Below are 12489 nucleotides of genomic sequence, written 5' to 3'. Positions count from 1 at the left end.
GGATGGTCAACCTTCCAATTATAGCAGGGGCGTTGCCACACCCTGTTCCACGTGGAACACACGTGCCTGGGGATCCAGGCTGGCCGGTAGCTCGGTACCGGTGACGAGAACCTGTGCGTCGGCCACACGCAATTGTTCGACGAGCGCCGCCTGATGCGCCCGATCAAGCTCCGAGGCGAGATCATCGATACAAACGATCGGCCACTCCCCCCGCTCCTCCGAAAAAAGTCCTGCCTGGGCCAGCAGGCAAGCCAGCGCGGTGAGCTTCTCCTGGCCGCGCGACAAATGCTCACGAGCGGGTGCGTGAGCGAAGGCAATCTGCCAGTCGGCCCGATGCGGCCCGATGGTCGTGTGCCCCTTGGAAAGATCCCTCCCCCGGGAACTGGCCAGTTGCTCCCGCAACGTTCCATGTTCTGACCAACCTGGGCGATAGCGCAGGCTCAACTCGCCCAGCTCCGGAAGCAAGGTAGCCACCGATTGCGCCAGAACCGGAGCAAGGCGATCGAGGTAGCTCCTCCTGAGGCGGTCGATGTTCGCTGCGCTCTCGTCCAGTTCGTGCTCCCACGGCGCGAACAGGGCGTTGTCCGACTGCTTGTTTCGAAGCAAGCTGTTCCTCTGCTTCAGGGCGCGCTGGTAGCGCCGCCAAAGCTCAAGGAAAGTGTGTTCCACGTGAAACACGCCCCAGTCGAGAAATCGCCGGCGCTCCTCGGCGCCGCCGGAAATCAGTGCATGCGAGCCAGGATCGAAACTGACCACCGCGCACCTTCCAAGCAGTTCGGCGACCGAACAGCCCTCGAAATTGAGGCGAGCCTGCCAATGCACCCCATCCTTGCCCATGCCCAGGCGATCCAGCCGGCCATCGGCATGCAACACCTCGGCAAAGATGCCCAAGGAACGCTCTCCGCGCCGGATCAGCGCATCGCGGGCGCCGCTACGAAACGAGCGTCCGTGGGAAAGCACAAATGCAGCCTCGAGCAGACTGGTCTTCCCTGCCCCATTGGGCCCGACGAAAGCATTGATACCGGGCGACAACTCGAGCTCAACGTCTCGAAAGCACCTCAACGAGCTGATCTTCAGCTTCACCAGGCGCATGGCGACACCCACAACGAAGAACGCCGGAGCGTCAGGTGACGGCTCCGGCGTCCAGTGGCGATACGGCTCAAGCGCCTCCGGCTCACGCAATCAGCATCAGAGACGCAACGGCATGATCACATGGCGGGACTGCTCGCTGTCGTCTTCCTGCACCAGGCAGCTTGATTGGGCATCGCGCAGGTTGAGCCTGGCCTTGTCGCCGCGCAGCGCGGCGAGCGCATCAAGCAGATAGCCGACATTGAAACCGACCGCCAGATCGGACACCGACGTATCGGCCTCGACCTCTTCCACGGCTTCTTCCTGCTCAGGATTGTGCGCCACGATGCGCAGCTTGCCTGGCGAGAGTTCCAGCTTCACTCCTCGGTACTTCTCGTTCGAGAGGATGGCAGCACGCTGCAGCGCCCCGCGCAAAACCTCCCGGTCGAGCGTCGCCCGCTTGTCGGCACCGAGCGGGATTACTGCCTCGTAGTCCGGGAACCGGCCATCGATCAGCTTGGAGGTGAACACCACGTCACCCCGACGCACACGCAGATGGTTCCGCCCGAACTCCAGCTCCACCGTGCCGTCGCCGTTCTCGAACAACCCGATCAGCTCATTCACGCCCTTGCGGGGAATGATGATCTGGCGCCGGGAGGACACGGAACTTTCCAGCTGGGTCTCCTTCAACGCCAACCGATGGCCGTCGGTCGCAACACAGCGCAGCGTGTGCTCCTGAAGGTCAAGCAACATGCCGTTGAGGTAATAACGCACGTCCTGGTTCGCCATGGCGAAGGCCGTACGCTCCATCAGGTCCTTGAGCACTTCCTCTGGAAGGCTGACCTTTTCGACCAGCTCGATCTCGTCGATGGTCGGAAACTCGCCGGCCGGTAACGTGGCCAGCGTGAAGCGGCTGCGTCCCGCGTTCATCGCGACACGATCGCCGTTGAGCTTGAGCTCGATCTGGGCACCGTCGGGCAACGCGCGCACGATGTCGAACAGCTTGCGTGCCGGGATCGTGGTTTCCCCGTCTGCCAGCTTGTCTGCCGCCGTGGTGGCGACCATTTCCACTTCCAGGTCAGTTCCGGTCAGGGACACGCGCCCGTCGGCCACCCGAACAAGGAGGTTGGCCAGGACGGGGAGCGTCTGACGCCGTTCAACGACGCCGACGACCTGCTGGAGCGGCTTGAGCAGGGCTTCTCTTTGGATGCTGAATTGCATGGATGGGCGTCCCCTAACACTGCTTTTCTGTTTTTAAAAGAAGGGTGGTGGTTGTTGCTGTATCGGTGCACAACCCGAATTGACGGGAACAACCTTTAGTAATCAAGGGTTTACGCCGATTCCACCCTGTGTCTGAAGCCTTGGCGAGACTGTGTGCCAATTGTGGATAAATTTCGCCGGCAAAACATCCCCCACTTATCCACAAGTTGCGACACCTCTTATCAAGAAGTTGTGCCGCTGCGGGTGGATCGACTCAACCGGTAAGGGTCCGGATCAACTGCTCCCAGTCCTGGCGCATGCGGGCATCGGTCTCGCACAGCTTCCTGATGGTGCGGCAGGCGTGCAGCACGGTGGTATGGTCGCGCCCGCCGAACGCCTCGCCGATTTCCGGCAGGCTGTGCTCGGTCAGTTCCTTGGCCAGCGCCATCGCCATCTGCCGCGGCCGTGCCAGCGACCGCACGCGCCGCTTGGACAACAGGTCCTGTAGGCGCACATTGAAGTATTCGGCGACGATCTTCTGGATGTTCGGTACCGTCACCGCCTGAGCGTGCGTGGCCAGCAGGTCGCGCAGGGTTTCTTCGGCGAAATCGGTGGTGATCGGCCGGCCGAAGAAGTTGGCCTTGGCCGCCAGCGTGTTGAGTGCCCCTTCCAGGTCGCGGACGTTGGAGCGGATGCGCTTGGCCAACAACATCGCCACGCTCTCGCTCACCTGCACGCCCTTGTCCTGCGCCTTGGAAAGCAGGATCGCGGCGCGCGTTTCGAAATCCGGCGGCTCGATCGCCACCGACAGGCCCCAGCCCAGACGTGACTTCAGCCGCGGCTCGAGCTTGTCCACTTCCTTGGGGTAACGGTCGCAGGTCAGGATGATCTGCTGCTTGGACTCGAACAGCGCGTTGAAGGTGTGGAAGAACTCCTCTTGCGTGGTGTCCTTGCCGGCAAAGAACTGGATGTCGTCGATCAGCAGCGCGTCGACCGAGCGGAAGCGCTGTTTGAACTGGTCCATGCTCTTGGTCCGCAGCGCCTCGATCATCGAGCCCACGAACTGCTCGGACCGGAGGTACAGCACCTTGAAGTCTGGATTGTGCTCGCGCATCAGGTTGCCTGCCGCGTGCATCAGATGGGTCTTGCCCAGTCCGGTGCCTCCATACAGCAGCAGGGGGTTGTACGCGCGTCCCGGGTTGGTCGCCACCTGAATGGCCGCCGCTTTGCCGAGCTGGTTGGACTTGCCCTCGACGAAGGTTTCGAAGGTGTAGTGCGGGTCCAGGTTGTGGACGAACGGCACGCTCTGCGGGGCCGGGGCCACTGCCGCAGGGCGCGCGGCGGTGTTGCCCGATCCAGACCGCGTCGACGGGGCGCGTGAGGTGTTCGACCCGACTTCGAGGCGTACCTCGAGCACGTGCCCGGTGAGCTGCTCGATCACCGTTTCGATCCGCGCCAGGTAACGATCGCGAACGGTGTCGAGGGTGTAGGGGTTCGGCGCGAACAACTGCAGCCCGGTATGTGCGTCCCGGGCTTGCAGGGGCATCAGCCAGGTATGCAGTTCGTCGGCGCCGAGCTCGCCTTCCAGACGCTCGAGGCAGCGCCGCCAGAGATCACTCATGAATCGTTCTTTCAACCACGGCAGGGGCGCTTGCGCGCAGGGTGGACGCGAAAGTCTAACAGCACCATCCACCGCGAATGGCAGATTTATCCACACCCCGTCCACAGCCCGCGCGAGGGGCCATTTGACAGCAGGTCAAGCAACTCCGCATAATTTCCAACCTTTTTCTCACCATTAATCAGGAGGAAGCCATGAAGCGGACCTTCCAGCCCAGCAAGCTCAAGCGCGCCCGCACCCACGGCTTTCGTGCCCGCATGGCCACGGCCGACGGTCGCAAGATTCTCAATGCGCGTCGCGCCAAAGGCCGCAAGCGCCTGATCCCGTAAGCGGCGCGCAAGCCATGCGTGCCGCCGGCCTGCCGCGCGAGGCGCGGCTTCGCCGCGCCGGTGATTTCGCCGCCTTGCGTCAAGCCAGCGGCCGCCTAGGCGGCCGCTGTTTTTCTGTGCGCTACCGGCCGAACGACCACGGCCATGCCCGGCTCGGCCTGGCGATCTCGAAGCGGGTCTCCAAGCGCGCGGTCGAGCGCAACCGCATCAAGCGCCTTGCGCGTGAGTCATTCCGCCGCATTCGCCACCAGTTGCCCGCGATCGACCTCGTAGTGATGGCGCGCGAGCAAGCCGCACACCTGCCCGGACCGGAGCTGTTGGCCGAGCTCGACGCGTTGTGGCGCAAGCTCCTGCCGTTGAAGCCCGATCCCGTGGCCGGCACAATCGCGCGTTGACCTTTTTTCTTTCGTCGCCGCGCCCTGGCGCCGCGCCCACCGGATCTGCCCCGCGATGAACCAAACGCGTACCTTCCTCCTGTTCGCCCTGGTGGCCGTGGCCTACCTGCTGTGGAACGCCTGGGAAAAGGACTACGGTCCGCAACCGGCCGTACCCGCCGTAGCGGCCGCAGGCACCGCCGCCAGCCCGGCAGCTGCGACCACCGCTGATGGCAGCGTTCCGGGAGCGTCCGTGCCGACCACGCCAGCGGTGCCGTCGAACGAGCTGGCCAAACCGGCCGCCGGCGACAAGGCACAGCTGATCACCGTCACCACCGACGTGCTGCGGCTGACCATCGACACCCGCGGCGGCAGCCTGGTCCGCTCGGAACTGCTGGACTATCCGGTCACGCCGCGCACCAAGAAGGATCCGGATCCTGCGCCGATCCGCCTGCTCGACGATACCGGCTCGCATTTCTTCGCCGCCCAGGACGGCCTGATCAGCGGCACCGGTCCGGCGCCGGACCACCGCGCGCTGTTCCAGTCGACGCAGGCCAGCTACACGCTGGCCAAGGGCCAGGACACGCTCGATGTGGACCTCACCTGGACCGACCCCTCCGGCCTGAAGGTGATCAAGCGCTACACCCTGCACCGCGGCAGCTACGTGGTCGACCTCAGCCAGAAGATCGACAACGGCAGCGCCAAGCCGTGGACCGGCAATGCCTACCGCCAGCTGCAGCGCGTGGTGCCACCGGCGCCGGTGCACAGCAATTTCCTGGCGAAGTTCTCCGACCAGTCGCGCTACAGCTTCTTCGGCGCGGCCTGGTACAGCCCGGAGCACAAGTTCGACAAGCTGGCCTTCGACAAATTCGCCAAGGAGCCGCTGAACCAGCCGGTCACCGGCGGCTGGCTGGCGATGGAGCAGCACTACTTCGTCACCGCCTGGCTGCCGCCGTCGAGCGAGGCCGACACCTTCTCCAGCACGGTGATCAACGACCAGGACGGCCCGCGCTACCTGGTGCGCGACATGGGCCCGTCGATCACCGTGGCACCGGGCCAGAGCGGCACCACCGCTGCCCGCCTATACGTCGGGCCGAAGCTGCGCGAGCAGCTCGGCGCGTTGGCGCCGGGCTTCGAGCTGGCGCTGGACTATGGCATCTTCTCGATCGTCGCCAGCCCGCTGCACTGGATCCTCTCCCACCTGCACCACCTGGTCGGCAACTGGGGCTTCGCGATCATCCTGCTGGTGCTGCTGATCAACCTTGCGATCTACAAGCTCAGCGAGGCGCAGTACGTTTCCGCCGCGCGCATGCGCAAGCTCAAGCCGCGCATGGACGCCCTCAAGGAGCGTTACGGCGACGACAAGCAGAAGATGCAGCAGGCGATGATGGAGCTGTACAAGAAGGAGAAGATCAACCCGGTCGCCGGCTGCCTGCCGATCCTGATCACGATCCCGATCTTCTTCGCCCTGTACACCGTGCTGCGCGAGAGCGTGGAGTTGCGCCAAGCGCCGTTCGTCGGCTGGATCCACGACCTGTCCGCGGCCGATCCGTACTTCGTGCTGCCGGTGCTGTACATGGGCGTGATGCTGATGACCCAGTGGATGATGCCGACCCAGCCCGGCATGGATCCGACGCAGGCGAAGATGATGAAGTTCATGCCGCTGATGTTCGGCGTGATGTTCGCCTTCTTCCCCGCCGGCCTGGTGTTGTACTACATCGTCAACGGCCTGTGCCGCCTGGCGCAGCAGTGGTGGGTGACACGGCGTATCGATCGCGCCGAGGCCGCCAAGGCGCTGGCCAGCCGCTGATCCGGACGGCCCGCCACTGGCGGGCCGTTCCATGTCGGGAGTCCTCCGCGTGAATGCCACCGCGAACCACGACACCATCGCCGCCATCGCTACCGCAGCGGGCGCGGCCGGTGTCGGCGTGGTACGGGTCTCCGGGCCGGGCGTCCCGGCAATCGCGCAGGCCCTTCTCGGCCGTCCGCCGACGCCACGGCATGCGCACTTCGCCGCTTTCCGCGGCGCCGACGGCGAGCTGATCGATCGGGGCCTGCTGCTGTACTTCCCGGCCCCGCACTCCTACACCGGCGAACACGTGCTCGAATTGCAGGGACACGGCAGCGTGGTGCTGCTGGACGCCTTGCTGCGCCGGGTATGTGCACTCGGCGCGCGACTGGCCCGACCCGGCGAGTTCACCGAGCGGGCATTCCTCAACGGCAAGCTCGACCTCGCCCAGGCCGAGGCGGTCGCCGATCTGGTCGCGGCCCGCTCGCAAGCAGCGGCCCGCGCTGCCCTGCACTCGATGGAAGGCGTCTTTTCGCGCCGGGTACTCGATCTGCTGCAGCGACTGATCGACCTGCGCGTGCACGTGGAAGCGGCGATCGACTTTCCCGAGGAAGAAATCGATTTTCTCGCCGATCCGGCCATTGCCAGGAAACTGCAGGCCTTGCGCGACGGGCACGCGGCATTGCTGCAAGAGGCCGAACGCGGCGTGCGGCTGAGCGACGGCCTTCGGGTGGTCATCGTCGGCCGGCCGAACGCAGGCAAGTCCAGCCTGCTCAACGCCCTGGCCGGCCGGGATCGCGCCATCGTCACATCGATCGCCGGCACCACCCGCGACGTGCTGCGTGAAACCGTATGGCTCGACGGCATCGCGCTGGAGCTGGCCGATACCGCGGGCCTGCGCGACACCGAGGACGAGGTCGAGCGCGAAGGCGTGCGCCGTGCGCATGGCGAGCTGGCCATGGCCGACGTCGCGTTGCTGGTGACCGAACAGGCGCACCACGCGGAGGATCTGGCCCTGCTGACCTCGCTCCCGCCAGACGTCACGCGCGTGGTGGTGGTGAACAAGATCGACCGCGATGGTGGGCTTCCCGCCACCGGGACGATGGACGCGATCCAGACGCTATGGCTGTCGGCGCGTACCGGTCTCGGCGTGGATGCACTGCGCGAGGTGCTCAAACGGCTCGCGGGTCAGACCGGTGGCGAAGGTGCCTTCAGCGCACGCCGCCGCCACGTCGACGCGTTGCGCCGGGTCGGGAACCTGCTGGCACAGGCGGCGCACGCGCTGGCTGCGTTGCGCGCGGGCGAGCTGGCCGCGGAAGAGCTGCGCCAGGCCCAGCACGTGCTGGGCGAGATCACCGGCACGTACACCAGCGACGATCTGCTCGGCGCGATCTTCGGCTCGTTCTGCATCGGCAAGTAGCGCCCGCTCGCGCCAAGCGCCGCTGATCAGGCGGTGGCGAGCCCGGCCGTTGCCTCACGCAACCGTCGCCAGTGCCGCCAGGACACCAGCGCGTTGATCCAGTAAACCGCGTACAGCGCCGAGGTGAGGTAGAGACCGCGGCTGAAATACAGTGGCACGGCGATCGAGTTGACCAGCAGCCAGAACGGCCAGTTCTGCACGCGCCGACGCATCATCAGCAACTGCGCGACGATGCTGAAAGCGAGCACGGTCGAATCCAGGAACGGCGCATAGGCATTGGTGAAGCGGCGCAGCAGCAGGCCGTAGAGAACGGCGCCGACGGCCCCGGCGAGGACCTGTCCGAGCAGATGGCGCGGCGGCAGGTCGGTCACCGGAAGCGCCTCGCCGTCGCGTCCGTGCAGCCACTGCCACCAGCCCACGACGCTGGTGCCGACGAAGAACGCCTGCAGCACCACATCGGCATACAGCCGGCTGTGCAGGAACACGATGGCGAACAGGCTGCAACCCACGATGCCGGTCCACCAGGTGTGCACGCTGTTGCGTCCGGCCAGCAGGATCGACGCCCCGGCCAGCACGTTGGCAGCAATCTCCAGCGGACTCACGTGCTGGCCTGGCCGGCAAGAAACGCATCAAGCTCGACCCGGCGGGGCATGCCGCCCTGGGCGCCGAGCCGGGTCACCGACAGTGCGGCAGCGGCGCAAGCCTTGCGCACGGCGGTCTCGAGTCCCTCGCGCAGGAACACCGCCAGCGCACCATTGAAGGTATCGCCGGCGCCGGTGGTGTCGACCACGTCCACGGCGAACCCGGCCTGGTGCCGCGGTTCGCCCTGCTCGCGGTACCACGCGCCCTCGCCGCCCCGGGTCAGTACCACGGGGCAGGGCGCGCGCCGTATCAGTTCGCGGAAGTCGGTGCGCCCCTCGTCACCGAGCACGGTCGCCAGTTCATGCTGGTTGGGCGTGAGGTAGCGCACCCGTGCCAGCCATTCGGTCGGCAGCGGCTGGGCCGGCGCCGGGTTGAGGATCACCGGCACGTCGAGCGACCGGCCGAGCCGGACGGTCGCCTCGACGGTCTCCAGAGGAATTTCCATCTGCACCAGCACTGCGTCGGCGCGCTCGATATGCGCCCGCGCGGCCTCGACCTGGGCCGGTGTGACATGGGCGTTGGCGGCCGGAACCACGACGATCTGGTTGTCGCCTTCGGCCACGGTGATCGATGCCGTACCGCTGCCGACGTCATCAAGCAAAGCCACGTGGGTCGTGTCCACACCTTCGTCGGACAGCCCGCGGGCGAGTTGTTCGCCGAACGCGTCGCGCCCCAGTGCACCGACCAGCATCACCTCCGCGCCGAGTCGCGCCGCTGCCACCGCCTGGTTGGCGCCCTTGCCGCCCGGCACGGTGAGGAAGCGCTCGCCCAGCAGCGTCTCGCCCGCCGCGGGGAAGCGCGGCGCCAGCGTCACCAGATCCATGTTGATGCTGCCCACGACGACGATGCGGGTCATACGCACTCCGGAAAGCGATCAGGCCGTGCAGCATACGCGATGCCGTTCGCGTGCCGTGCCTACTCGCCGTCGGCGGTGCCGCTGCCTCGTTGCTTCTGTTGACGGCGCTCCTGCAGTTGCTGCTTCCACTGCGCGTACTTCTGCTTCTGGCTGTCGGTCAGCACGGACTGGATCTGCGCATCGGTGTCGCGCTGGATCGAACGGAGCCGGTCGCGCCGCACCCGCCGGTCCAGCGAGGTGTTCTGGCGCAGCCGGGACAGCTGCTGCTGGCGTTGCTCGATCACCGGCGCCAACGCGGCGGCCTGCTGCGGGCTCAGGTCGAGCAGGCGGCTGAGGTGCCGAACCTGGCGCTGTGGATCCTTTTCGGCACGGGCACCGGCGGGCGGTGTGGCGGGAGCATCCTGCGCCAAGGCCTGGACGGACACCAGGCCGAAGCCGAGCAGTGCGATGAAGATCAGCGGACGGGGCATGGCCGGCTCCTGCGTGGGAAGGTTCCTTCCGAACGCCCTTCCGTCAGGCGGGTTGACCCGCCGCACGAAGGGGCGCGTCCCTCGAGGTGCGGCGCGGGTCATCCCGGCCGCTTGTCCGCGAGACGGTTGCCGGTCGGGAACCGTTGGCGCGGCCAGACGCGCCGCTAGGCTGCGGCCGCGTTCCGGCCTTGCCCAAGGCGGGTGCGAGCAAGCCGTTGCTTCCGCCCGATCTTCAGTCAAGGAAGTTGCTGCGCAGCAGCTCGCCCACCTCGTCGCCGCGACCGCTCAGCACCGCCTTGGCCGAGTACAGCGCGGTATGCAGCACCTGGCCCGGTTCGATCTTCGGCGGCATCACCAGTTCATAGCGGTTGACCCTGACGTCGAGCAGGGCCGGGCCGGGTCGCGACAGCACGTCCCGGACCGCCTCTTCCAGCGCGCCGGCGCTTTCCACCCGGCGACCGTAGATGCCCATCGCATCGGCGAGCCGGGCGAAGTCCGGGTTCTTCAGGTCGGTATAGGCGTCGAGCAGGCCTTCCACCTTCTGCTCCATCTCGACGAAGCCGAGCGAACCGTTGTTGTAGACGACCACCTTGATCGGGATGTCTTCCTGCACGGCGGTGAGCAGGTCGCCCAGCAGCATGGCCAGGCCGCCATCACCGCACAACGCGATCACCTGCCGCTCCGGCAGCGCCTTCTTGATGCCGAGTGCCGACGGCATCGCGTTCGCCATGGTGCCGTGCACCAGGCTGGTGAGCGTCCGTCGCCGGCCGTTGCTGCGCACATGCCGCAACAGCCACACCATCGGGCTGCCGCCATCGGCCGTGAACACCGCATCGTCGTCGGCGTGGCGATCGATCAGTGCCGTCAGGTACTGCGGATGGACCAGCCCATCGTGACCGGCATGCTCCTCGCCCTGCTCGCGCCCGCGCGTGTCCGCGCGAAGGCGCAGGCTGTTGCGCAAGAAGGCGTGATCTTCCCGCGGATGCAGCCGTGGCAACAGCGCCTGCAGCGTCTCGCGCACGTGCCCGACCACACCGAGGTCGACCGGATGGCGGCGGCCCAGGTGGGTGGGATCGCTGTCGACCTGGATCAGCGTGGCTTCGTGCGGGTAGAACTGGCTCCAGGCGAAGTCGGCACCGAGCAGCAGCAGGGTGTCGCAGGCGTCGATCGCGCGGAAGCCCGAGGGCTCGCCGATGATGCCGGTCATGCCGACGTTGTACGGGTTGTCCGGCTCGATGAAATCCTTGGCGCGCGAGGTATGCGCCACCGGCGCCTGGATCTTCTCGGCCAGTGCGACCACTTCGTCGTGCGCTCCCTCGCAGCCGGAGCCGCAGTAGATCGTCACGCGCTTGCCGGCGTTGAGCCGATCGGCGATCGCATCCAGCTCGGTGTCGCTGGGACGCAGCAGCGGCTGCGGCTGGTGCGGCCGGAACGGCAGGCCCTCGTCCACCTCGGCGCTGCTGATGTCGCCGGGCACGATGATCACCGCCGCGCCGCGGCGGTTCAGCGCCGCCTGCGCGGCCAGCGCGGTGACCCGGCGCGCCTGCGCCGGATGATGGATGTAGCTGCAAAAGTGACTGCAGGTGTCGTAGATCGCCTTCAGGTCCACTTCCTGCGGGAAGTCCATGCCCATCTCGGCGGTCGCCACCTGGGTGGCGATCAGCACCACCGGTGCGCGATTGCGATGAGCCTCGAACAATCCGTTGACGAAGTGCAGGCTACCCGGCCCACAGGTACCGGCGCAGGCAGTCAGCCGTCCAGTGATCAGCGCCTCCCCGCCCGCGGCCATGGCGCCGGCTTCCTCGTGTCGCATGTGCACCCAGGCGATCGGGCTGCGGCGGATCGCATCGGTGACGTGGTTCAGCGTGTCGCCCACGATGCCGTAGCAGCGCTGCACGCCGGCTTCGACCAGCGTCTCGATGATGATGTCGGCGACCTTCTTCCTGGACATGGGGCACTCCGCGTCGATGGGCGATCGCCCCATTGCAACGCCGGTCCCGGCAAGCGGGAGTGAACGTTGCCGCCATCATCCAAAGGCGCGCACGAAAAAGCCCACCGTTTCCGGTGGGCTTCGTGTGCGGCTGGTGTGGCGGCCTTACTGCGCGCGGCCGACGCCGGAGTCGCCCTGCTCCAGTGGCGGCGGATCGCCCGCAACGGCCAGCAGAGACTGCGCGTAGCCGTCCTGGATGCTGATGGTCGACACCTCGTCCCAGGCGAAGAACGAGGGCTCACGCAGCCATTCCGCGTCCGGAGTGATTTCCTGCATGTTGAAGCCGTCTTCCTCGACGCCGAGCACTCGCCCGACGTAGCAGACCTCCGACTCCTCCTCGCTGTCCACGTGCACGCCGACCACCGGCGAGAGCAGGCCGGCGGCCTGCACCACTTCGCGGATGCCATCCAGCGGAAACTGGCGTGGTACCCGCGGCACGATGTGCTTGACGGCCAGTGCCCGCTCGATGAACGAGTGGTGTGCGTCCGGCGCCTCCAGCTCGGTGACGTCGCGGTGGCGCATCACGTACAGACCGTCATAGGTGATCGCATCGCCGACCACCCAGAGCAGGAAGAATTCCCGCCCCACGCCGGCCACGTAGCCGCAGAAACTGCCGTGTTCCAGATCGCCGCGCCACAGCCGCACCAGTTGCTGCCGCTGCTGCGCTTCACGCAGCTGCGCCCGCTGACCGGTGATTTTGAGTTCGATGACCTTGCCCATGGCGATGATTTTA

General features: G+C 66.5%; 12 protein-coding genes. 4 read left to right on the top strand and 8 right to left on the bottom strand.

Going from position 1 to position 12489, the window contains the following annotated elements; translation table 11 throughout:
- Positions 1–18: 18 nt before the first annotated feature.
- The 3 genes from recF to dnaA all read right to left on the bottom strand — a co-directional run bounded on the left by recF (position 19) and on the right by dnaA (position 3889).
- Positions 19–1092 carry a DNA replication/repair protein RecF gene (gene recF, locus ATSB10_RS14270; RefSeq protein WP_063674510.1) on the bottom strand — a complete coding sequence of 358 codons (1074 nt, stop codon included), beginning with the start codon at positions 1090–1092 and terminating at the stop codon, positions 19–21.
- A 96-nt stretch (positions 1093–1188) separates the two neighbouring features.
- On the bottom strand, positions 1189–2289 hold the full coding sequence (gene dnaN, locus ATSB10_RS14265) for a DNA polymerase III subunit beta (RefSeq protein ID WP_063673426.1): 1101 nt from the start codon (positions 2287–2289) through the stop codon (positions 1189–1191).
- A 253-nt stretch (positions 2290–2542) separates the two neighbouring features.
- Positions 2543–3889 (bottom strand): chromosomal replication initiator protein DnaA, encoded by a 1347-nt coding sequence (dnaA, locus tag ATSB10_RS14260; protein WP_063673425.1) that lies wholly within the window; start codon positions 3887–3889, stop codon positions 2543–2545.
- A 191-nt stretch (positions 3890–4080) separates the two neighbouring features.
- Between dnaA and rpmH the strand changes: the two genes are divergently transcribed.
- From rpmH to mnmE, 4 genes are read left to right on the top strand one after another with little or no spacing between them, the layout of a single operon-like run.
- Entirely contained in the window at positions 4081–4215 is a 135-nt protein-coding gene (gene rpmH / locus ATSB10_RS14255) for a 50S ribosomal protein L34 (RefSeq protein ID WP_008211413.1), read from the top strand.
- Between the two features lie 14 nt (positions 4216–4229).
- Entirely contained in the window at positions 4230–4610 is a 381-nt protein-coding gene (gene rnpA / locus ATSB10_RS14250) for a ribonuclease P protein component (protein ID WP_083966233.1), read from the top strand.
- 55 nt (positions 4611–4665) lie between these two features.
- Positions 4666–6399, top strand: a complete 1734-nt coding sequence (gene yidC / locus ATSB10_RS14245; protein WP_063673424.1) for a membrane protein insertase YidC — start codon at positions 4666–4668, stop codon at positions 6397–6399.
- Between the two features lie 49 nt (positions 6400–6448).
- Entirely contained in the window at positions 6449–7798 is a 1350-nt protein-coding gene (gene mnmE, locus ATSB10_RS14240; protein ID WP_236886429.1) for a tRNA uridine-5-carboxymethylaminomethyl(34) synthesis GTPase MnmE, read from the top strand.
- A gap of 26 nt (positions 7799–7824) precedes the next feature.
- Here the strand turns inward: mnmE and pnuC are convergent, their stop codons facing one another.
- The 5 genes from pnuC to ATSB10_RS14215 form a co-directional block, all read right to left on the bottom strand.
- Complete coding sequence (gene pnuC / locus ATSB10_RS14235; RefSeq protein WP_063673422.1) at positions 7825–8400, bottom strand: nicotinamide riboside transporter PnuC; 576 nt, start codon at positions 8398–8400, stop codon at positions 7825–7827.
- Positions 8397–9296 (bottom strand): ribokinase, encoded by a 900-nt coding sequence (gene rbsK, locus ATSB10_RS14230; protein ID WP_063673421.1) that lies wholly within the window; start codon positions 9294–9296, stop codon positions 8397–8399. Before rbsK ends, pnuC begins: the two co-directional genes overlap by 4 nt.
- Positions 9297–9355: 59 nt before the next feature.
- Entirely contained in the window at positions 9356–9766 is a 411-nt protein-coding gene (locus ATSB10_RS14225; RefSeq protein ID WP_063673420.1) for a hypothetical protein, read from the bottom strand.
- Positions 9767–9998: 232 nt separating this feature from the next.
- The gene (locus ATSB10_RS14220; RefSeq protein ID WP_063673419.1) at positions 9999–11717 is read right to left on the bottom strand and encodes a thiamine pyrophosphate-dependent enzyme; all 1719 of its coding nucleotides are present in this window, start codon (positions 11715–11717) and stop codon (positions 9999–10001) included.
- Between the two features lie 144 nt (positions 11718–11861).
- Entirely contained in the window at positions 11862–12476 is a 615-nt protein-coding gene (locus tag ATSB10_RS14215) for a hypothetical protein (RefSeq protein ID WP_063673418.1), read from the bottom strand.
- Positions 12477–12489: the final 13 nt, after the last annotated feature.

It is taken from the genome of Dyella thiooxydans, assembly GCF_001641285.1.
Lineage (GTDB): Bacteria > Pseudomonadota > Gammaproteobacteria > Xanthomonadales > Rhodanobacteraceae > Dyella_A > Dyella_A thiooxydans.
Note: the sequence above shows the minus strand (reverse complement) of the source record. Positions and strands in the feature narration are given on the sequence as shown.

Excerpts from the sequence above, each read along its gene's own strand:
- recF (WP_063674510.1), bottom strand. The coding sequence starts at position 1,092 with ATGCGCCTGGTGAAGCTGAAGATCAGCTCGTTGAGGTGCTTTCGAGAC.
- dnaN (WP_063673426.1), bottom strand. The coding sequence starts at position 2,289 with ATGCAATTCAGCATCCAAAGAGAAGCCCTGCTCAAGCCGCTCCAGCAG.
- dnaA (WP_063673425.1), bottom strand. The coding sequence starts at position 3,889 with ATGAGTGATCTCTGGCGGCGCTGCCTCGAGCGTCTGGAAGGCGAGCTC.
- rpmH (WP_008211413.1), top strand. The coding sequence starts at position 4,081 with ATGAAGCGGACCTTCCAGCCCAGCAAGCTCAAGCGCGCCCGCACCCAC.
- rnpA (WP_083966233.1), top strand. The coding sequence starts at position 4,230 with ATGCGTGCCGCCGGCCTGCCGCGCGAGGCGCGGCTTCGCCGCGCCGGT.
- yidC (WP_063673424.1), top strand. The coding sequence starts at position 4,666 with ATGAACCAAACGCGTACCTTCCTCCTGTTCGCCCTGGTGGCCGTGGCC.
- rbsK (WP_063673421.1), bottom strand. The coding sequence starts at position 9,296 with ATGACCCGCATCGTCGTCGTGGGCAGCATCAACATGGATCTGGTGACG.
- ATSB10_RS14225 (WP_063673420.1), bottom strand. The coding sequence starts at position 9,766 with ATGCCCCGTCCGCTGATCTTCATCGCACTGCTCGGCTTCGGCCTGGTG.
- ATSB10_RS14220 (WP_063673419.1), bottom strand. The coding sequence starts at position 11,717 with ATGTCCAGGAAGAAGGTCGCCGACATCATCATCGAGACGCTGGTCGAA.
- ATSB10_RS14215 (WP_063673418.1), bottom strand. The coding sequence starts at position 12,476 with ATGGGCAAGGTCATCGAACTCAAAATCACCGGTCAGCGGGCGCAGCTG.